The organism is Roseomonas alba (assembly GCF_019430885.1).
GTDB classification, from domain to species: Bacteria; Pseudomonadota; Alphaproteobacteria; order Acetobacterales; family Acetobacteraceae; genus Neoroseomonas; species Neoroseomonas alba.
Genome location: NZ_JAHYBZ010000007.1, coordinates 106,603 through 126,068 on the forward strand (window position 1 = coordinate 106,603; position 19,466 = coordinate 126,068).

General features: G+C 70.0%; 17 protein-coding genes and 1 tRNA gene. 5 read left to right on the forward strand and 13 right to left on the reverse strand.

Features of this window, described 5'->3' with window-relative positions:
* Positions 1 to 116 precede the first annotated feature (116 nt).
* The 4 genes from KPL78_RS19680 to KPL78_RS19695 all read right to left on the reverse strand — a co-directional run bounded on the left by KPL78_RS19680 (position 117) and on the right by KPL78_RS19695 (position 2,594).
* Positions 117 to 189, reverse strand: a tRNA-Ile gene (locus tag KPL78_RS19680).
* Between the two features lie 154 nt (positions 190 to 343).
* The gene (locus tag KPL78_RS19685; protein WP_219764711.1) at positions 344 to 823 is read right to left on the reverse strand and encodes a hypothetical protein; all 480 of its coding nucleotides are present in this window, start codon (positions 821 to 823) and stop codon (positions 344 to 346) included.
* Complete coding sequence (locus tag KPL78_RS19690; protein WP_219764712.1) at positions 820 to 1,239, reverse strand: hypothetical protein; 420 nt, start codon at positions 1,237 to 1,239, stop codon at positions 820 to 822. Before KPL78_RS19690 ends, KPL78_RS19685 begins: the two co-directional genes overlap by 4 nt.
* Positions 1,240 to 1,334: 95 nt before the next feature.
* A complete protein-coding gene (locus KPL78_RS19695; RefSeq protein ID WP_219764713.1) occupies positions 1,335 to 2,594 on the reverse strand; it encodes a M20/M25/M40 family metallo-hydrolase in 1,260 nt (419 codons plus the stop codon).
* A 116-nt stretch (positions 2,595 to 2,710) separates the two neighbouring features.
* Between KPL78_RS19695 and ppa the strand changes: the two genes are divergently transcribed.
* The gene (gene ppa / locus KPL78_RS19700; protein ID WP_219764714.1) at positions 2,711 to 3,241 is read left to right on the forward strand and encodes an inorganic diphosphatase; all 531 of its coding nucleotides are present in this window, start codon (positions 2,711 to 2,713) and stop codon (positions 3,239 to 3,241) included.
* 481 nt (positions 3,242 to 3,722) lie between these two features.
* Positions 3,723 to 5,846, forward strand: a complete 2,124-nt coding sequence (locus KPL78_RS19705; protein ID WP_432761285.1) for a sodium-translocating pyrophosphatase — start codon at positions 3,723 to 3,725, stop codon at positions 5,844 to 5,846.
* 463 nt (positions 5,847 to 6,309) lie between these two features.
* On the opposite strand, the gene KPL78_RS19710 is transcribed toward KPL78_RS19705, so the two are convergent.
* The 7 genes from KPL78_RS19710 to KPL78_RS19740 form a co-directional block, all read right to left on the reverse strand.
* On the reverse strand, positions 6,310 to 6,762 hold the full coding sequence (locus tag KPL78_RS19710) for a hypothetical protein (protein WP_219764715.1): 453 nt from the start codon (positions 6,760 to 6,762) through the stop codon (positions 6,310 to 6,312).
* Positions 6,759 to 7,577: an exodeoxyribonuclease III gene (locus KPL78_RS19715; RefSeq protein WP_219764716.1), complete on the reverse strand. Its 819-nt coding sequence runs from the start codon at positions 7,575 to 7,577 to the stop codon at positions 6,759 to 6,761. Before KPL78_RS19715 ends, KPL78_RS19710 begins: the two co-directional genes overlap by 4 nt.
* Positions 7,577 to 8,263 (reverse strand): fumarylacetoacetate hydrolase family protein, encoded by a 687-nt coding sequence (locus KPL78_RS19720; RefSeq protein ID WP_219764717.1) that lies wholly within the window; start codon positions 8,261 to 8,263, stop codon positions 7,577 to 7,579. Before KPL78_RS19720 ends, KPL78_RS19715 begins: the two co-directional genes overlap by 1 nt.
* Before the next feature lie 359 nt (positions 8,264 to 8,622).
* Entirely contained in the window at positions 8,623 to 9,423 is an 801-nt protein-coding gene (locus KPL78_RS19725; RefSeq protein ID WP_219764718.1) for a gamma-glutamyl-gamma-aminobutyrate hydrolase family protein, read from the reverse strand.
* A 121-nt stretch (positions 9,424 to 9,544) separates the two neighbouring features.
* Complete coding sequence (locus KPL78_RS19730) at positions 9,545 to 10,216, reverse strand: LolA family protein (RefSeq protein WP_219764719.1); 672 nt, start codon at positions 10,214 to 10,216, stop codon at positions 9,545 to 9,547.
* Positions 10,217 to 10,610: 394 nt separating this feature from the next.
* Entirely contained in the window at positions 10,611 to 11,198 is a 588-nt protein-coding gene (locus KPL78_RS19735) for a DUF4412 domain-containing protein (RefSeq protein ID WP_219764720.1), read from the reverse strand.
* A 115-nt stretch (positions 11,199 to 11,313) separates the two neighbouring features.
* The gene (locus KPL78_RS19740; protein WP_219764721.1) at positions 11,314 to 13,899 is read right to left on the reverse strand and encodes a DNA translocase FtsK; all 2,586 of its coding nucleotides are present in this window, start codon (positions 13,897 to 13,899) and stop codon (positions 11,314 to 11,316) included.
* A 124-nt stretch (positions 13,900 to 14,023) separates the two neighbouring features.
* Between KPL78_RS19740 and KPL78_RS19745 the strand changes: the two genes are divergently transcribed.
* Positions 14,024 to 14,677: a Crp/Fnr family transcriptional regulator gene (locus KPL78_RS19745; RefSeq protein WP_219764722.1), complete on the forward strand. Its 654-nt coding sequence runs from the start codon at positions 14,024 to 14,026 to the stop codon at positions 14,675 to 14,677.
* Between the two features lie 83 nt (positions 14,678 to 14,760).
* Entirely contained in the window at positions 14,761 to 14,958 is a 198-nt protein-coding gene (locus KPL78_RS19750; protein WP_219764723.1) for a YgaP family membrane protein, read from the forward strand.
* Between the two features lie 348 nt (positions 14,959 to 15,306).
* On the opposite strand, the gene KPL78_RS19755 is transcribed toward KPL78_RS19750, so the two are convergent.
* Together KPL78_RS19755 and KPL78_RS19760 are read right to left on the reverse strand one after the other, a co-directional pair.
* Positions 15,307 to 15,810, reverse strand: a complete 504-nt coding sequence (locus tag KPL78_RS19755; RefSeq protein ID WP_219764724.1) for a nitrogen regulation protein NR(II) — start codon at positions 15,808 to 15,810, stop codon at positions 15,307 to 15,309.
* A gap of 4 nt (positions 15,811 to 15,814) precedes the next feature.
* Positions 15,815 to 17,545, reverse strand: coding sequence for a transglycosylase domain-containing protein (locus KPL78_RS19760; RefSeq protein WP_255569237.1), 1,731 nt, complete (start codon positions 17,543 to 17,545; stop codon positions 15,815 to 15,817).
* Between the two features lie 251 nt (positions 17,546 to 17,796).
* Between KPL78_RS19760 and KPL78_RS19765 the strand changes: the two genes are divergently transcribed.
* Positions 17,797 to 19,167 carry a globin-coupled sensor protein gene (locus KPL78_RS19765; RefSeq protein WP_219764726.1) on the forward strand — a complete coding sequence of 457 codons (1,371 nt, stop codon included), beginning with the start codon at positions 17,797 to 17,799 and terminating at the stop codon, positions 19,165 to 19,167.
* Positions 19,168 to 19,466 lie beyond the last annotated feature (299 nt).

Here is a 19,466-nt window from a genome sequence, read left to right on the forward strand (position 1 = left end):
GGCGGATATGCGCGGCGGGTTCGCGCCGCTCGCAGTGCCGCGCGAGGGTGTCTCCCAGGCGGCTGCGCCGCCTTGCCTCCGGCGGATAATTTCCCCCGCGAAGGCGGGGGAAATCATGGGCCCGGCAGGACTCGAACCTGCAACCAAACCGTTATGAGCGGTCCGCTCTGACCATTGAGCTACAGGCCCATGCAGCCCCCTGATTGCCCGCAGCCGCGGCGGAAATCAAACGGGCCATCGCGCCCGGCCGCTGTTCGGCTCGCCGGACATCATCCGGGGCAGGCGGTCCTGCCGGCCCCGGGCATCGTGCCGGCCACCAGGTGGCCGGCACGGCGCGGCGGCGTCATTCGCGCTCGGCGTCGAGCCGATAGGCAATGTCGCCCTTCTCGGAGACCAGCCGAGCCGTCGCACGCCCTTCCCCACTGCGTTCCAGCACCAGCAGGAAGGGATCGTCGGGATCGGCCGAGATGCGCAGCAGCACGGCCAGGGCGCCGCCACCGGCCGCCACGGCCCGGCCGGTGCCGTTCCCGCCGACCCATTCGCAGGGGCCGGCATTGGGGTCCTCGCAAATGCCGCGATCGGCGATCCATTGCAGTTCCACGGCGCCGCCGGCGTCATGGATCACATGCAGCCGCAGCGTCGCCGCCCCGCCACGGGTGCGGATGCGCGGGTCGTCGCGCAGCAGCACCCAATTGCCCTGCCAGGGGCCAGGCGCCGATTCGGCGGCGCGTTCCCGGGCCGACTGCATGGTCCGGGAATCCTCGGCCAGGGCCGGCAGCGCCGCCAGCGCACAGCCTGCCAGAACGAGTGCGCGCACCGTCATTGCGGCGCCGCCAGCGCGGCCAGGCCCTGCTGCCGCCAGGTCACCGATTCGCAGCGCCGCATGCAGGTGACGCTCATGACCTGCAAGCGCACCTGCTCGCAGCGCGCATCGGACACCGTCGTGTTGCTCCATTCCTTGGTCTGCCCGGGTTCGATGGATCGCAGCGGGATCGACACCATCGGCATGCGCAGGGGCTGGCCGGACCCGGCATCGCTGGCCGTGACATCGGCGACGAAGACCCTGAGCGGCGCATCCCCCACGTTGCGCACACTGACGACAAGCATGCAGGCCGGGTTCGCGCCGCCCGTGTCGGTGCGGCCCTCCACCATCACTTCGGCCCGGTTCTGGGCCTGCGCCACGGGGGCGAAGCCCGCCAGCAGCGCCGCACCCACTGCCCAAGCGGCAATTCTCGTCATCGTCCCGGTCTCCTTTCTGCTTGTCCGGCCGAAGCCGGAGGCCGCAGCCTCGACCGGGGATCGCCCCGCGTCACTGTTACATTTCAGGGCATGCGTCAGCCGGCGAGGAAATCGAAGGCCGCCAGGGCATGGACCCGCGCCACCGTCTGGAGTTCCTCGATCTCGGCCCATTCGTCGGCGCCGCCCATGTTGTGGGGCGTGGGGCCATAGACGATGGTCGGCAGGCCGGCCATGCGGAACCAGCGGGCATCCGACCCGCCGACGCGCATATTCACCGCGACCGGGCCGCCGAGCACTTCCTCCGCCGCCGCATGGGCCAGGCGGACGATGGGCGCGCCGGGGTCGGTGTGGTTGGGCTCGAAGCGGCGCAGCACGTGCCAGGTGATGCCGGGCAGGTCGTCGAGGCCCGCGGCCAGGGCAGCCTCGGCCTCCGCGCAGGTCACGCCGACCGGCAGGCGGATGTCGCATTCGGCCCGCGCCGAGGCCGGCACCAGGTTCGGCGCCGTGCCACCCGCGATGCGCCCGATATTCACCGTGACGCTGCCGAGGACATGCGCCTCCCCCACCCCGGCGAGGGGTTCGCTCAGCGCCTTGGCGGTGGCGATGGCCTCCGTCACCGCCGGCGCGGCGTTCACCGGCAGGTCGCGCAGCCGCACCACGGCATCGAGCGCGACCCGCAGCCGGTCCACCGCATTCACCCCCAGATGCACATGGGCACCATGGGCGGCGGTGCCGGTGGCCTCGACCGAGATCCACAGGAAGCCCTTCTCCCCGAAGCGCAGGACGCGGGGGCTGCCGGCATCACCGATGATCACCGCTTCGGCCCGGTTCAGGCCGGGAATGTTGTCCAGCAGCCATTTGGTGCCGAGCGAGCCCATGGATTCCTCGTCGCCCGCGAGGGTCAGCAGCGCCTCTCCCTGCCAGGCGGCACGGTGGCGGGCCAGCAGGGCGAAAGCCAGGATCGAGGCCGCCATGCCGCCCTTCATATCGGCCGAGCCACGCCCGTAGAGCCGACCGTCGCGGACATCCCCCACCAGCGGGTCGACGGTCCAGGGCAGTGCCTCATTCACCGGATAGGTGTCGAGATGGCCGTTGAAGGCGAGAATCTTCCCCGGGCCGGCGCCGGCGATGCGGGCGACGAGATTGGTCACCTCGGCCGAGGTTGCGTGCAGGCTGATCTCGGCGTCCGGTGCCAGCTCCTGGACCAGGGCGGCGGTTTCCTTGGCGCAGGCACGCACATCGCCCGGCGGGTTGGGGGACGGCACGGCCATCAGGCGGCGGGTCAGCGCCACCACCTCCGGCGCGCGGGACAGGGCTTCGGCGGCGAAGGCGGCTCGTGCGGCAGGGTCGGACATGGGGCGCAACCTCGCCGGAGCGGCACCGTCCGCGCAAGCCGTGCTGCACCGCAATTGGCCCGGCGGCGCGGGTCTGCTACCAGCGCCCCGCATCCCTATCGAAGAGAGTGCCACCCATGCGTATCGACGCCATCGCGATCGGCAAGAACCCCCCCGAGGACGTGAACGTCATCATCGAGGTCGCGGTCGGCGGCGAGCCCATCAAGTACGAGATGGACAAGGAATCCGGCACGCTGTTCGTGGACCGCTTCCTCTACACGCCGATGCGCTATCCGGGGAATTATGGCTTCGTGCCGCACACCCTGTCGGACGACGGCGACCCGATCGACGTATTGGTGTGCAACACCCGCCCTATCGTGCCGGGCGCGGTGATCAACGTCCGCCCCGTGGGCGTGCTGCGCATGGAAGACGATGGCGGCATGGATGAGAAGATCATCGCCGTGCCGACGCCGAAGCTGACCCAGCGCTATGCCCATGTGAAGACCTACACCGACCTGCCGAAGATCACCCTGGACCAGATCCAGCACTTCTTCGAGCACTACAAGGACCTCGAGCCCGGCAAGTGGGTGAAGGTGCAGGGCTGGGAAGGTGCGGACGTGGCGCAGAAGCTGATCGTCGAGGCGATCGAGCGGGCCAAGACGAAGTAACGGCGGGACGCGGGTCCTTTCATGCCGCGGGGTAGAACTGGAGAGAGGCTTTGCCCCTCTCCAGACCTTACCCCACCAGAGGCCACAAGACCTTTGGAAACCTTGCATTGGTACCGGGTGCGGCTGATCGGAACGATCGGGAACGGCGCTCCGGGCATGGCGCCGGGGACGATTCCCGGTTCCGGGTGATGGCGGGCGTTCCGGCGCCGCGACTCCCCGCCCTGCCCGGCGCCAGGTGACGATATCCGAAGGCCCTGTGGCCTTTGGTGGGGGCCGGGGAGGGGCAAAGTCCCTCCCCGACGCCTGCTGCGCCGCGCGCAGGGCAACGCCCTGCCGAAAGGCGAAATCCACCTTGCGCAATACCCCGGCGCATCCCCTGCCGTTGCGCCCCCGGCCCTTCCCCCTCTAGCCTTTCTTCTGCCCCGCGGAAGACAGGGCGGAACGGCCGCGAAAAGGCCAGGCATTCAGGGGGAACCAAGATTTGCTGACGCTATCGCTGTTGCTCGTGATCCTGCTGGGGGCGTGCTCCATCGCCTACGGCGTCGTCACGGCGAAGGACGTGCTCTCCCGCGACCCGGGCAATGAGCGCATGCAGGAGATCGCCAAGGCGATCCAGGAAGGCGCGAGCGCCTACCTCAAGCGGCAATACACCACCATCGCCGTCGTCGGCGTGGTGCTGTTCGTCCTGGTCGCCTGGCGGCTGGGCATCACGGTGGCCATCGGCTTCCTGCTCGGTGCGGTGCTGTCGGGGGCTGCCGGCTTCATCGGGATGAATGTCTCGGTGCGGGCCAATCTTCGCACGGCGCAGGCGGCGATCGGGTCGCTGGCGGGCGGGCTGGATGTCGCCTTCAAGTCGGGGGCCATCACCGGAATGCTGGTGGCCGGCCTCGCGCTGCTCGGGGTCGCTGTCTACTTCTTCCTGCTGGTGGTGATCGGCGGGCTGGCGCCCAACGACCGCGGCGTGATCGACGCGCTGGTCGCACTCGGGTTCGGGGCGTCGCTGATCTCGATCTTCGCCCGCCTCGGCGGCGGCATCTTCACCAAGGGCGCTGACGTGGGCGGCGACATGGTCGGCAAGGTCGAGGCCGGCATCCCCGAGGACGACCCCCGCAACCCCGCGACCATCGCGGACAATGTGGGCGACAATGTCGGCGACTGCGCCGGCATGGCGGCCGACCTGTTCGAGACCTATGCGGTGACCATGGTCGCGACCATGGTGCTGGCGGCGATCGCCTTCGCGGGGACGTCCTTCCTGACGGCGGCGATGATCTATCCGCTCGCGATCGGGGCGGTCTGCGTCGTGACCTCGATCGCAGGCACCTATTTCGTGAAGCTGCCGGCGAGCAACAACATCATGGGGGCGATGTATCGCGGCTTCGCGGTGACCGGCGTGCTGTCGCTGGTCGCGCTGCTCCCGCTGACCTACCTGGTGTTCGGCACCGGCACGGCGACGGCCGCGGGGGCGAGCTTCACGGCCTTCTCGCTGTTCCTGTGCGGCGTGATCGGACTCGCGGTGACCGGGCTGATCATCTTCATCACCGAATACTACACCGGCACCAACTTCCGGCCGGTGCAGTCGATCGCCGAAGCGTCGGTCACCGGGCACGGTACCAACGTCATCCGCGGCTTGGCGGTGTCGATGGAATCGACGGCCCTGCCGGCGCTGGTCATCATCTTCGGCATCCTGGCGGCCTATGGGCTGGCCGGCCTCTACGGCATCGCCATCGCGGTCACGACCATGCTGGCGCTGGCGGGCATGGTGGTGGCGCTCGATGCCTTCGGGCCCGTCACCGACAATGCCGGCGGCATCGCCGAGATGGCCGGGCTGCCCAAGGAAATCCGCCAGACCACCGATGCGCTCGACGCGGTGGGCAATACGACGAAGGCGGTGACGAAGGGCTATGCGATCGGCTCGGCCGCGCTGGGCGCGGTGGTGCTCTTCGCGGCCTATACGCAGGACCTGACCTATTTCATCGGCCATTCGGTCCAGTATCCGTACTTCGCTGGCATTACGGCGATCGACTTCTCGCTGGCCAATCCATACGTCGTGGTCGGGCTGCTGTTCGGCGGGCTGCTGCCCTACCTGTTCGGCGGCATGGCGATGACGGCGGTGGGCCGCGCGGCGATGTCGGTGGTCGAGGAAGTGCGCCGCCAGTTCCGCGAGAAGCCCGGCATCATGCAGGGCACCGAAAAGCCGGACTACGGCCGCGCGGTGGACATGCTGACCAAGGCCGCGATCAAGGAGATGATCATCCCATCCCTGCTGCCGGTGCTCAGCCCGCTGGTGATCTATTTCGGCATCCAGGCGATCGCGGGCAAGGCGCAGGCCTTCGCCGCGCTCGGTGCGATGCTGCTCGGCGTCATCGTCAACGGCTTCTTCGTCGCCGTGTCGATGACCACGGGCGGCGGCGCCTGGGACAACGCCAAGAAGTACATCGAGGACGGCCACCATGGCGGCAAGGGATCGGACGCCCACAAGGCGGCGGTCACCGGCGACACGGTGGGCGACCCGTACAAGGACACCGCTGGGCCGGCGGTGAACCCAATGATCAAGATCACCAACATCGTGGCGCTGCTACTGCTGGCGATGCTGGCACATAGCTGAGGACAGCATCGGAGAGAGGCGCCGCCCCAGGCGTGATGATCGCGGCCGCTGAGGAGCGGGGAAGGGCTCTGCCCTCCCCGAACCCCCATCCGCCAAAGGCCGGAAGGCCCTTGGAAACCTCGACCTGGCGCTTGGCAGGAAGGTTCCTCTCAGCACGCAGGCGCGCGTTCTGCCTCTCGCGCCATGCATCGTGGCGTCCGATCGTCCGTGCCCGGCACAAGGTGACAGTTTCCAAGGGCCCTGTTGCCCATGGGTCCCCATTGACGTTGGGCAGCAACGTCAATGGGATCGCGTGGCGGGATGAGGTCCGGAAAGGGCAGAGCCCCCCTCTCCATATCCGTCAGCGCCCCGCCCGCTCGCGCGGGACGAAAGCCCTCCCGGTCCCGCGGATCAGGGAGCGGACCTCGGGTATCGACCTCAGATGCGCGGTCCGGGAGGGACAAGGCCCCCCCGCCGCGGTGAATCACTGCTGGTTGGGCCGGCGGCGCGGCGGTGGCGGCGGCGGAGGGCGCCGCTGCGGCGTGGCGCTACGCTGCCGGTTCGCAGGCGCGGTACTGCGCTGGGTCGTGCTGCCGCGCCGCGTCGTACGGCTGGGGGCGGGGCGCGCCGGCGGCGGCGGCGGGCGGCGGATCAGGTAGCGCTGCTGCGCCGGCGACATGATCATCCAGCGTGCCTGCAGCGTCTCGTCATCATCCACGGGATCGCCGATCCGCGCGAGGCCGGCACGGGCACGGCGCTTGTGCTCCTCCGACAAATCGGCCCAGGAAATGGCGCCGGGGGAATAGACGCGCTCCGGCTCGGGATCCTCCGGCGGAGCGGTGGCCACCGGCTGCTCCGGCTCGGGCGGAGTCGCGCAAGCAGACAAAGCGGCGAGCAGGGCGAATAGCCCCGCGCGCCGGCCGAAACGGCGGCTCATGGCATCAACTCCACCATCACGGGAACATGGTCGGACGCCTTGGGCCAGTCCCGCGCATCCTTCAGCACCACCTGGCGGACGAGGCAGCCGAGGAGGTCCGGGCTGACCCAGACATGGTCGAGCCGCCGCCCGCGATCCGAGGCCCGCCAATCGGCGGCGCGGTAGGACCACCATGTGTAGAGCTTCTGGTCGGCGGGCACGAAGTGGCGCAGGGCGTCCTGCCAGCCGCCGGCGCGCTGCCAGGCGGTGAGCGCCTCGACCTCGACGGGCGTGTGGGAGACGACGTCGAGAAGCTGCCTGTGCGACCAGACATCGTTCTCGAGCGGCGCGATGTTCAGGTCGCCCACCAGGACGGCGCGCCGCGCCGGATTGGCGGCGGACCAGGCGGTGGCCTCGGCCACGAAATCCAGCTTGTGGCCGAATTTCGGGTTCTTCTCGCGGTCGGGGATGTCGCCGCCGGCCGGGATGTAGAAATTGTGCAACTCGATCGGCGCCGCGCCCGGCATGTCGAGCATGACGCCGAGATGGCGGCAGTCCCCTTTGCCGCACCAGTCGGGATCCTGCTCCCGCAGCAGGATGGGCTGCTTCGAGAGCACGGCGACGCCGTTGTAGCCCTTCATCCCGCGCACCAGCCGGTGCGTGAAGCCCAACGCCTCCACCCCCTCATGCGGAAAGAGGGGGTCGGGGCACTTGGTTTCCTGCAGGCAGAGAACGTCGGGGTCGAGCTGTCCCACCAGGTCGGACAACAGCGGCAGCCGGAGCCGCACGCTGTTGATGTTCCAGGTGGCGATGCGCAGCGGGGCTTTCGCCGGCATCAGACGATCTTCGTGCGGACCTCGCCCACGCCTTCCACGAAGCCTTCCAGCACGTCGCCCTTCACGACCGCGGCGACACCTTCCGGGGTGCCGGTCATGATGAGGTCGCCCGGGGCGAGCTCGACGAGTTCGGAGAGGTTCGCGATGACCTCGGCCACAGACCAGATCAGCTTGGACAGGTCGGAGGTCTGGGTGACCTTGCCGTTCACCTTCAGCTCGATCTTGCCCTTGGTGGGGTCGATGCCGGCGGCCGGCACCAGCAGGCCCATCGGGGCGGACTTGTCGAAGCCCTTGCCCATGTCCCAGGGACGGCCGGTCTTCTTGGCCTCGTTCTGGATGTCGCGGCGGGTCATGTCGAGGCCGCAGCAATAGCCCCAGACATGCTTCAGCGCATCCGCGACCGGGATGTTCTTCCCGCCCGTGCCGATGGCGACGACCAGTTCCATCTCGTGATGCAGCGACTTGGTCACCGAGGGGTACGGCATGTCGGCGTCATTGATGACGACGGCATCGGCCGGCTTGGTGAAGTAGAAGGGCGGCTCGCGGGTCGGGTCGGAGCCCATCTCGATCGCATGTTCGGCGTAGTTGCGGCCGACGCAGAAAATGCGGCGGACCGGGAACAGCGCGTCGCTTCCCTTGACGGGAATGGCGGCGACCGGGGGCGGGGCGACGACGTAGGACACCATGCGGGGAAAGCTCCGATCGAAGCGGGGATGCCGTCCTATACAGGCGCATGGTGCGGGCCGGAAGCCGGGGCGGCGGCATGGCCGTACTTAACCTGTCACGTGAAGTTGCGCGTGGAAGGTGTAGTGTCCGATCCGTAATCCGGCTACCGAGGGCCACAAAAGAAGCGCCCGGTCAGGGGGGTGACCGGGCGCCGTATTGTTATTCCGATCGGAATGGTCGGGCGAGCCGGCAGGGGACACCGGGGCTCGACCGCTGGTCTATTTGGGGACCAGCGAACAAACATTAAACCCGCATGGGCCGGGAATCAAAAGGCAATTGGACGACGGGCCTGACAAAGGTCACAGGCCGGTGCGTCCGGTCACTCCGCGGCTTGCGCCAGATCCGTCAGACCGAGGCGCGCGGCGCGATGCGCGGCGCAGGCCGCACCGAAGGCCAGGAAGATCGCGTTGCTGTCGGCGTCGCGTTCCCAATCATATTCAGGGTGCCACTGCACGCCGAGGGCAAATGCCGTCGCCCCATCGACGCGCACGGCCTCGACCGTGCCGTCCGGCGCCCAGGCCTCCGCCACCAGGCGCGGTGCGAGGCGCTGCACGCCTTGGTTGTGCAGGGAATTGACTGCGAGACGCCCGGCCGTGCGCGACGGCATCGTCAGCACCTGCGCCAGAGCCCCATCCTTCTCGATCCGCACGCCGTGCGCCTTGCCCGTGCGGACGCGCGGGATGGGCTGGTCGGATGGCGTGGAGTGGTCCATCCGCCCCGGCAGGTCCTGGATGCGCTGATCGAGGCTGCCGCCGAGCGCGACGTTGAGCTCCTGCATGCCGCGGCAGATCGCGAGGAGTGGGACCCCAGCCGCAATCGCCGCGCGGATCAGCGGCAGGGTCGTCGCGTCGCGCTGGTGATCCTCGGGCGTGCCTTCCGCGTGGGCAGGCCCGTCATAATGGCCAGGCCAGACATTCGACCGGCTGCCGGTGAGGATCAGCCCGTCGAGATGCGGGATGAGCTCGGCCGAAAGATCCTCACCGGCCGCCGGCAGCAGCACCGGCGTGCCCTGCACGGGGCCGCGCACCACGCGGACATAGCTGTCGGAGGCGGCGTGATTCGGCGTGCCGAAAATGCCGAAGGGTTTCTGGCAGCAGGAGATGCCGATGAGCGGTCTCATGGAACAACAGACTCCCGCGATGCGGTGTCAGGATCAAGGCATTCCGTGGAGTTTTCGTGAAGCCCTGCACCACTCTGCATGTCCGCCATGCAAGTGGCGCAGGCGGCTGCGCATCGCGTGGTCAGCCGCCGTTGCCCTGCGGCGCGCCCAGTCCGCCCGGCTCGAAGAACCGCGGGTCGTTGAACTGGAAAAGACCGGCGGGAAAGCGCAGCCCCGTCTCTATCCGGAACAGGCTCACCCGCGTCTCCCGCCGCTGCGAATCGACCACCGCCCATTGGCGGAGTTCCAGCGGATCGGGGTTGAAGACCAGGGTCAGGCGGCCCTCGGCGGGCTCATTGGTGCGGTACATCGTGACGCGGAAGAAACCGCCGGAGCGCTCGACGCCGGTGACGGTCACGTCGCCGGACAGCTTCACCTCTGGCCGCAGCAGGATGCCGAGCGGCGTCTGGCGCACGAGCAGCGTCGTGGGCGCGCGCAGTTCCCGATCATACATCAGGAACTGGCCGGAATCGGCGACGAGGAGCAGCGGCTCAGGCGGGTCGTACTCGAAGCGCATGCGGCCCGGGCGCCAGATCCAGGCCGTCCCCTCCGCCGCCGCGCCATTCTGCGCAATCTGCAGGAAACGCGCCCGCAGCGTGGTGAGGCTGTTGAGATAGGCCTCGACCCGCGCGAGGTCGGAACGGTCGCGATCCGTGAGCACGGCGGCACCGGCCGCCGGTGGGGCGGAGGCACGCTGGGCGAGTGCCGGGGCGGCAAGGAAAAGCGGGGCAGCGAGCAGCGATCGGCGGTTCATGGCGGGGATCATGTGGCGCGGCACAGGCGCGGTTGGAAGGGGCACGGCACCCGTGCGGGCGAGGACGGGATTGGTGAGGAGCTCTGCCTGTCTCAACGCTCTCCCGGAGATGGGATCCCGTTGGCGTTACTGCGCGACGTCAATGGGGACCCATCGCCGCAAGGTCTTTGGAAACCGTCACTTGGTGCTGGGCATGAAGGGCCGACGCAACGGACGCGACCCGTGCACCGCACCAGAAATCCAGCCGAGGCGCAGGGCAAGGCGTGCGTCCCGGCACCTCGCACTGCACGCCCAGCCAGGTGCCAGGTATCGGTTTGGAACGGTCTCGGGTCTTTGCTGGGGAAGGCCCGGAAAGGGGCAAAGCCCCTCTCCTATCCGGCGCGTCAGGAGGCGCTCAGCGCGGCGTCCCCATCCCCTGCGGCATGCCCTGGGGCAGTTGCATGGACTGGTACCCCTGCGGCCGGCGGAACTGAGTGGCGTCCTGCGCGCCATAGGTCACGCGGACGGCCTCGATAGACCCCTGCTGGCCCTGGGCATTGCCGCTGGCGCGCAGCATGACGCCATCCGAGGTGATGCAGGCTTCGCCGCCCTGCCCCTGGCCCTGATAGCGCCAGATGGTGCAATCCTGGCCGGCGATCTTCTGGGTGCCGCCACGGGTGAAGCGGGCGTTCTCTAGGTCGCGCTGGTAGCTCGCCGCCTGGGCCATCGGCACGTCCATGATCATGCGGGTCGGCTCCATGACCATGAAGCCTCGCTGATTCTGGTGGTCGGCGACCATATAGCCCATGCCGCCCGGCATGTTCATGCGCATCAGGCGCTGGGCGGCGGACCAGATCATGGTCATCTCGGCCGCCTGCGCCTGGCCGCCGGAGACGCGATAGGTCACGGCGACGTCGCGGGTCGGATAGATCTGCGGCCGGTCCTGTGCCTGGGCCGCGATGGGCAGGCTGGCGATCAGGGCAGCAGCGAGGGTCTTACGCATGGCGTTCTCCTTCTGCGGCGCAGTGTGACGGGGCAAATGTGGCGCGGGGATGAAGGCTTTCACCCTCTGCGCCGACCCTCGGATGTCGTGGTCGCGCAGCTTCCGGGACCGGCTCTCAATCCCTCGGCCCGGGCGCCAGCACTTCGCGCTTCCCAACATGGTTGGCCGGGCCGACGACGCCCTGCTTCTCCATCTGCTCGATCAGCTTGGCCGCGCGGTTGTAGCCGATGTTCAAATGGCGCTGGACGAAGCTGGTGCTCGCCTTGCCTTCGCGCGTCACCAGCGCGACCGCCTGGTCGTAGAGCGACCCCTCGGCATCGGTATTGCCGCCGAGCATGCCGGACAGCGCGCCCGAACCGTCCTCGTCGGCTTCCTCGGTGACTTCCTCGATATAGGCGGGCTCGCCCTGCTCGCGCAGGAACTCGACGACGCGCTCGACCTCGGTGTCGCTCACGAACGGCCCATGGACGCGCGCAAGCCGCCCGCCGCCGGGCATGTGCAGCATGTCGCCCTGGCCGAGAAGCTGTTCCGCCCCCTGCTCGCCAAGGATGGTCCGGCTGTCGATCTTCGAGGTGACCTGGAAGGAGATGCGGGTCGGGAAGTTCGCCTTGATGGTGCCGGTGATGACGTCCACCGACGGGCGCTGCGTCGCCATGATGACGTGGATGCCCGCGGCGCGGGCCATCTGCGCGAGGCGCTGGACCGCGGCCTCGATCTCCTTGCCCGCGACGATCATCAGGTCGGCCATCTCGTCGATGACGACGACGATCATCGGCAACGGTTCCAGCGCGAGGGGCTGTTCCTCGAAGACCGGCTTGCCGGTGTCGGGGTCGAAGCCGGTCTGCACCTTGCGGGTCAGCACCTCGCCGCGGCCGCGCGCGGCGACGACCTTTTCATTGTACCCGCCGATGTTGCGCACGCCGAGCTGGGACATGGCGCGGTAACGGCGCTCCATCTCGCGCACCGTCCATTTCAGCGCGCCGATCGCCTTGGGGGGTTCGGTCACGACCGGGGCCAGCAGATGCGGGATGCGGTCATAGACCGACAATTCCAGCATCTTCGGGTCGATCATGATGAAGCGGCATTCCTCCGGCCCGAAGCGATAGAGCAGCGAGAGGATCATGGTGTTGATCCCCACCGACTTGCCCGATCCGGTGGTGCCCGCGATCAGCAGGTGTGGCATGCGCGCGAGATCCGCGATGACCGGGCTGCCGCCGATATCCTTGCCGAGCGCGAGCGGCAGGCGTCCCTGGTTCTTCCCCCAGGACTCGTCCACGAACATCTCGGACAGGTAGACCGTCTCGCGCTTGGTGTTCGGCATCTCGATGCCGATGACGTTGCGCCCGGGGACGGTCGCGATGCGCACCGCGATGACGGACATCGACCGCGCGATGTCGTCGGCCAGGCCGATGACGCGCGACGACTTGGTGCCCGGCGCGGGCTCCAGCTCGTACAGCGTGACGACCGGGCCGGGGCGGATCTCGTTGATCCGGCCCCGCACGCCGTAATCCTCGAGCACGGATTCCAGCAGCCGCGCATTGGCCTGGAGCGATTCCTCGGACGGCCGGCCGGTGCGGCGTGCAGGCGCCTCGGTCAGCAGATCGAGCGGCGGCAGCTTCCAGCTATTGGCATCGAGGTCGAGGGTGCGCTGCTCGGGCGGCCTGCGGGTGCGGTCGGGGGCGCGTTCCAGCACCTTGGTGCGGGTAGTGAGCTTCGGTTTGGCCGCGACCTCGGTGCCGGGGCGGGCCTCGCCATCCTGGACCGGCAGCGGCGCCGGCGGGTCGGCGGGGTTGGGCGGAACGGCGGTCGCCGCCTCATCCGCCGCGCGCAGCAGGGACCCGAGTGGCACGGACGCGGTCGGCTCGCGCCGCAACAGAGACCCGGCGCCGCGGCCCATGCTGCGGAAGGGCGAGGCCATGCGCGCGAAAAGCCCCGGGCCGCGGGGGCGCCGTGGCGGTTCTTCGGGCTCGGGCTCGGGTTCGTAGGCGGGCTCCTCATCGAAGCGGTCGCGGCGGCGCAGGCTGGCCGCGCCGCGCTGCGCCGCCCCCACCGCGACCTGGCCCGCCCCCACGGCAACGCGACCCGCGCCGCGCCATTCGCCGATCGTCAGGCCGCAGGCGATGAAGGTGGTCCCCACCGCCGCGACCATCACCAGCCCCTGCCCCGCGAACATCCCGAGCGGCCCGAATAGCGACGCCAACCCATCCACGATGCCGCCCGAGACCAGCGGCCCGACCACGCCGCCCGGCCCGGCATCCACCGGCAGCAGCGCCGGCAGCGGCAGCAGCGACAGCCCCGCCGCGACCATCGGCATGCCGATCACCAGGCCGAGCAGCCGCGCGACGATGGACCCCAGCCCGCGATGCATCACCAGCCGGAAGGCCCAGGCGAGCAGCGCCAGGCAGGGTAGCCCTGCCGCGAAGCCGAACAGTTGCAGCATCAGGTCCGACACCACCGCACCCGCCGGCCCGGCGAGATTGGTCGTCGGCCCATAGGTCGCGGTGTTGAACGACGGGTCGGCGGGGTTGTGGCTGCCGAGCGCCACACCCAGGCCGATCGCGGTGATGGCGACGAACAGGCCGCACAATTCCATCATCCGCCGCCGCAACACGGCGCGCACGGCGTCGGAGGCAAAGCGGCCGGAGCGGGAGGCGGACCGCGAGGCGGCCGGGCTTTCGTCGGTCAGGGCGGCGCGGGACATCGTGGCTTCGTCTTGATCCTGTCTGGCAATGCTACAATGGAAGTCTCTGCCGGGGCAGCGTTTCGCGCGCCCCGACCGGGAATGACTTGAGCCGGCGTGGCCGCCACGCCACGCTGCCGCCCGGATGACCGGACCCGATCCCCTGCCCGCGGCGCTGGACGCCGCGACCCGCGCCCGCATCTCTGCCGGCGCGCTCGCCATGAAGGCGCCCGCCGGCGCGAAGCTGTTCCGCCCGGGCGACCCCTGCCGCGGCTTCGTCCTGCTGCGCAGCGGCCGCGCCCGCGTGGACCTGATCGCGGAGGATGGGCATGCGCTGCTGCTCTACCGGGTCGAGCCCGGCCAGCCCTGCGCCATCACCACCTCCTGCCTCTTCGCCGACGAGCCCTATTCGGCCGAGGCCACGGCGGAAACGGAGTGCGACGGCATGCTGATCCCCTCGCCGCTGTTCACGGCGCTGGTGCAGGACAGCGCGCCCTTCCGCACCTTCGTCCTCGCGGGCTTCGCGGCACGGCTCGGCGCCCTGATGGGACGGATCGAGGACTTGTCCTTCCGCAGCGTCGATGCGCGGCTCGCCGCCTATCTGCTGGACCGCGCCCCGGGCCGCGTGGCCGCGACGCAGCAGGAGATCGCCGCCGATATCGGCACGGCGCGGGAGGTGGTCAGCCGGCGCCTCGCCGCCTTCGGCAAGGCCGGGCTGGTGCGCACCGAACGCGGCGCGGTCACGCCGCTCGACGCCGACGCCCTGACGCGCATCCGGGATGGCGGCGCATCCCCGTGACTTGGTCACCGACGCGCACCCTCGCGCGGGAGGACAAGTCGCCACGCGGCCGGATTTCGCCGGCGCGATGAAGGAATGACGCGATGAGCTGCAATGTGGGTGGCGTGGACCGGATCCTGCGCATCGTGGCGGGACTCGCGATCCTGGCGGCCGGGCTGCTGGGGCCGCTCGGCTGGTGGGGGCTGATCGGGCTGGTGCCGCTGGCGACCGGGCTGTTCCGCTTCTGCCCGGCCTATACGCTGCTCGGGATCCGGACCTGCGCAGCGGATGCGCGGGGGTAATCGCCGCCGGGTGAGGGCCACAGTCGGAGAATTGGAGGGGCTTTCCCCCTCCAAACCGCCCCTGCAAAGGCCGAAGCGCCTTTGCAAACCTCAAACCGGCCTTGCGCGCCGCTGGCAGAATGGGAGCCGAAACCCGCCTCTGCGCCCACAAGGCACTTCGGGGGGAGCAGCATGCACCTCCTGCCCAACACCAATCGCCTGCGGTCCAGATGCTCCAAGCACCTGGCGGGATGGTCCGGGGGGGCAGCGCCCCTCCGGTTCTCACCGGCGAAAGCCGCCCAGTAACCAGGACCGCCTTTCGGCCTTTGGCGGGGACGGTCCAGAGCCCGTTCCGCTGCGCCCAGCCCCTCATGCCGCCGACAGGAACGCTGGTTCCGGCCCCGATCCGCCCGGTTCCAGCCGCGCGCTGAGCCGTGCCCCACCCGGCGCGGCGTCCAGTGCCACGCGGATACCGTCGGCGCATGCCGCGCCTTCGGCCGCGCTGCGGACGAGGCCCAAAACCAGCGACTGCAATTCCGCCGGTGTCGTGGCCAGGCGCGGCAGGTCGGGCGCAACCGCCACTTCGACCTTGCGCCCCGGCCCGAGGGCAAGCCCTATGAGCGGCCGCATCATCTCGATCACCGAGGCCGGGGCCGTATCGGCCGGCGGCGGTGCGCCGAGAGCCAGATAGGCGTGCAGCAATGCCTGCAGCCGGGCGGAGGCGTCGCGCAGCCGCTCCGCCCGGGCGATGTCGCGTTCCGTGCTGCTGGGTGAGCGCAGCATGAGTTCCGCGGTGCCAGACAGCGCGGCGAGAAGGTTGTTCGCCTCATGCCGCACGGGACGGGCGAAGGACACGAGCAGATCGCGCGACAAGAGCTCAGCGCCCCCGCGCGGCTTCAAGGATGTCGCGGAACAGGCGTGCGGGGAGACCGCCGCCAGCGACGCCGTCCATCGGCGTCGCATCGTCGTTGCCGAGCCAGATACCCATGACGAGCCCTCCGGCGATGCCAACGAACCAGGCATCGCGATTGTCTTGCGTCGTCCCGGTCTTGCCGGCCACGGCAAGGCCCGGAACGGCGGCGGCTCGTCCTGTGCCGCGCGCAACTGTGGCGAGTAGCATACGCCGCATCGCCTCCGCTGCCTCGGGCAACATCACGGGTGCGGGGGCGGGCGGCAGCCAGGCGATGGGGCGGCCCTCGGCGCGGGCCTCGGCGACGCCGAAGGGAGCGATGCGGCGGCCGCCATTGGCAAAGGGGGCGTAGGCGACGACGAGGTCGAGCAGCGTCACCTCCCCCGTGCCGAGCGCGATGGAGGCATCGCGGGGGAAGGGTCCGGGCAGGCCGAGCCGGGTCGCGACCGCGGCCGCCTGGCGGGCACCGCCGGCGCGTTGCAGCACACGGACCGCGGCGGTGTTCACGGAATGGGCGAGCGCATCCTCGATCGTGATCTCGCCGCGGGTCCGCCACGCACCGTTGCCCGGGGACCAGCCGCCGAGGCGGATCGGGGCGTCGCTGACCAGGTCGTCCGGCCGCGCCCCGGCTTCGATGGCGGCGAGGTAGACGAAGGGCTTGAAGGCCGACCCCGGCTGGCGGCGCGCCTGGGTGGCACGGTTGAAGGGGCTGGTCCGGTAGTCGCGGCCGCCGGCCATGGCGCGCACGGCGCCCGAGGCCGCGTCGATCGCCACCACCGCGCCCTGGGAGACGTCCGCCGCCCGCCCCGGCCCGGCAAGCAACGCATCGAGCCGTGACTCCACCGCCCACTGGAGACGCGAATCGAGCGTGGTACGCAGCACCAGGTCCGAGGTCGCCGGCGCGCGGTCGTCGATCGCGTCACGCACCCAATCGGCGAACCACCCGGCGGCGCGGGACGGCGCGGGCGGGAAGGCGATGCGCTCGGCTTCGACCATCGCGGCGGCGGGGGAGAGCGCGCCGGTCTCGACCATGGCCTCCAGCACCTCGGTCGCGCGATGCGCGGCGGCCGAGGGGTTCACGCGGGGATTGAGGCGCGACGGCGCCTTGGGCAGGCCGGCAAGCACCGCCGCCTGGCCTGGCGTCAGCCGCCGCGCCGGCACGCCGAAATAAAGCCGCGCCGCCGCATCCACCCCGAAGGTCCCGGCGCCGAGATAGACGCGGTTGAGATAGATCGTCAGCAGCTCGTCCTTGGTGAAGCGCGTTTCGAGCCACAGGGCGAGCAGCGCCTCCTGCACCTTGCGGCGCAGGCTGCGCTCCGGCGTGAGGAACAGGTTCTTCGCGAGCTGCTGGGTCAGCGTCGACCCGCCCTGCACGACGCGGCCGGAGGTGACGTTGACCACCAGGGCGCGGGCCATGCCGATCAGGTCGAGGCCCATATGGTCGCGGAAGCGGCGATCCTCGATGGCGACGAAGGCGGCTGGGACATGGGCGGGCAGGTCGCGCAGCCGCACGGTCTCACCATAGAGGTCGCCGCTGGTGGACAGCAGTGACCCATCGCCGGCCAGCAGCGTGACCGAGGGGCGGCGCGTCGCGGCCAGCGCATCCTCGGGCCGCGGCAGGTCCCAGGCGAAGAAGATCAGGCCGATGAATCCGGCGACCAAGCCCCAGACCGACACGATGATGGCCCAGCGGAACAAGCGCGGCGCCAAGCGGCGTCGCGCGCGAACGGGGGGTGCAGGTCGGGCGGGGGCGGCGGCGGGGGTCCGCCGCACCCGCGGCGCGACGGCACGGGACATATGCCGTTCGTATAGCACAGGCGCCGGGCGAGCGAGAGCATATGGTTCCCGCGCCCACGAATGCGGAACGATCCGCCCGCAAATTCAGTGGTTAGGCGTTCCGCAAGTGCCGGCACCCGAACATGACGGCTCTACTCCGGAGCCTACTGATCATGGATCGACACCCTCGCCCCGCCGAAGACGACGCCGGTGCCGGCGAACGAACGCGCTTCCTCGAAATCGACGCCGAGACGCGCGCCGCGCTGGATGAGTTCCGCCCCGCCCTGACCGCAGCGCTGCCGGACATCCTGCGCGGCTTCTACGCCCATCTGCGGGCCTGGCCGCACCTCGCCGCAATGTTCGACGGCGATGCCGCCATGGACCGCGCCGCGGCGGCCCAGGGGCGGCACTGGGAACACCTCTTCTCCGGACGCTTCGATGCCGACTACATGCGCTCGGTGCGGCGGATCGGGCTGATCCACAGCCGCATCGGGCTGGAACCGCATTTCTACATCGGCGGCTATGCCTTCGTGATGACGCGGCTCTTCGCCCTCGCCTGTCGCGCCTATTCCAACCGCCTCAATCCCGCCGCCGCCCAGGCGAAGACGGCCCGGCTGCTGCGCGCGCTGACCCAGACAGTGATGCTCGACATGGACCTCGCCATCTCAAGCTACAGCGAGGAGAACAAGGTGGAGTACGATCGCCGCCTCGCCGGCCTGGCGACGGATTTCGAGGCGCGCGTCGCAGGCGTCGTCACCGGCATGGTCGAGGAAGGCGACCGCGTCCACGCGACGGCCGACGCCATGGGCCGCGCCGCGCGCGTCGCGGCGGAGCGCGCCGGCATCGTCGCCGGTGCCGCCCAGGACGCGAGCGCGAATGTGGAAACCGTCGCCGCGGCGGCGGAGGAACTCGCCGCCTCGGTCTCCGAGATCTCACGCCAGCTTTCCGACAGCGCGGAGATGACGCGCGAGGCCGTCACCTCCTCCACGCACACCGACGCCATCGTGCGGTCGCTGACCGACGGCGCGCAGCGCATCGGCGAAGTCGTAGGGCTGATCGAGAGCATCGCCGGCCAGACCAACCTCCTCGCGCTGAACGCGACGATCGAGGCGGCACGCGCCGGCGAGGCCGGCAAGGGATTCGCGGTGGTGGCGAGCGAGGTGAAGTCGCTCGCCAACGAAACCCGCAAGGCCACCGAGACCATCGCCGGCCAGGTCGCCAGCATGCAGCGGGCGACGAGCGAGGTGGTCGGCGCCATCGCCGGCATCACCATGGCCATCACCCGCATCAACGAGGTGACGACGGCGATCGCCGCGGCGGTCGAGGAACAGGGCGCCGCCACGGCGGAGATCACCCGCAGCGTGGCCGGCGTCGCGGCGGGGACGCGACAGGTGTCGGAGCACGTGTCGAGCATGCGCGGGGATGCGCAACGCACACAGGACGACGTCCGGCGGACCACGGAGGCGATCGATGCGCAGGGCGAGAGGATGCGCGGACTGCAGACGGAGGTCGCGGGGTTCCTGGCGAAGGTGAAGGCGGCGTAGGAAGCCGCCAGAGAGGGGCTTTGCCCGTCTCCGGACCTCTCCCCAGCAAAGGCCACAAGGCCTTTGCAAACCGTCACCTGGTGTTGGGCGCGGCGTTCAGCGCGAGATACCGAAGCGCGCGCGGCGCCCTACGCGACAGAGGGAAGGCCGCCAAGCACGCGTCGTGCGCAAGAGCCGGTTCCGGCAGCATTCTGCCCGTGGCGCCCGGCGCCAGGTATCGGTTTCCAAAGGCCCTGTGGCCTTTGGTGGGGTGAGCCCGAGAGGGGCAAAGCCCCTCTCGGTTCCACAGGGGAGAACTA

What these genes read in the sequence shown, in the direction of transcription:
- KPL78_RS19685 (WP_219764711.1), bottom strand. Translation starts at nt 823, where the DNA reads ATGACGGTGCGCGCACTCGTTCTGGCAGGCTGTGCGCTGGCGGCGCTG.
- KPL78_RS19690 (WP_219764712.1), bottom strand. Translation starts at nt 1,239, where the DNA reads ATGACGAGAATTGCCGCTTGGGCAGTGGGTGCGGCGCTGCTGGCGGGC.
- KPL78_RS19695 (WP_219764713.1), bottom strand. Translation starts at nt 2,594, where the DNA reads ATGTCCGACCCTGCCGCACGAGCCGCCTTCGCCGCCGAAGCCCTGTCC.
- ppa (WP_219764714.1), top strand. Translation starts at nt 2,711, where the DNA reads ATGCGTATCGACGCCATCGCGATCGGCAAGAACCCCCCCGAGGACGTG.
- KPL78_RS19710 (WP_219764715.1), bottom strand. Translation starts at nt 6,762, where the DNA reads ATGAGCCGCCGTTTCGGCCGGCGCGCGGGGCTATTCGCCCTGCTCGCC.
- KPL78_RS19715 (WP_219764716.1), bottom strand. Translation starts at nt 7,577, where the DNA reads ATGCCGGCGAAAGCCCCGCTGCGCATCGCCACCTGGAACATCAACAGC.
- KPL78_RS19720 (WP_219764717.1), bottom strand. Translation starts at nt 8,263, where the DNA reads ATGGTGTCCTACGTCGTCGCCCCGCCCCCGGTCGCCGCCATTCCCGTC.
- KPL78_RS19725 (WP_219764718.1), bottom strand. Translation starts at nt 9,423, where the DNA reads ATGAGACCGCTCATCGGCATCTCCTGCTGCCAGAAACCCTTCGGCATT.
- KPL78_RS19730 (WP_219764719.1), bottom strand. Translation starts at nt 10,216, where the DNA reads ATGAACCGCCGATCGCTGCTCGCTGCCCCGCTTTTCCTTGCCGCCCCG.
- KPL78_RS19735 (WP_219764720.1), bottom strand. Translation starts at nt 11,198, where the DNA reads ATGCGTAAGACCCTCGCTGCTGCCCTGATCGCCAGCCTGCCCATCGCG.
- KPL78_RS19740 (WP_219764721.1), bottom strand. Translation starts at nt 13,899, where the DNA reads ATGTCCCGCGCCGCCCTGACCGACGAAAGCCCGGCCGCCTCGCGGTCC.
- KPL78_RS19745 (WP_219764722.1), top strand. Translation starts at nt 14,024, where the DNA reads ATGACCGGACCCGATCCCCTGCCCGCGGCGCTGGACGCCGCGACCCGC.
- KPL78_RS19750 (WP_219764723.1), top strand. Translation starts at nt 14,761, where the DNA reads ATGAGCTGCAATGTGGGTGGCGTGGACCGGATCCTGCGCATCGTGGCG.
- KPL78_RS19765 (WP_219764726.1), top strand. Translation starts at nt 17,797, where the DNA reads ATGGATCGACACCCTCGCCCCGCCGAAGACGACGCCGGTGCCGGCGAA.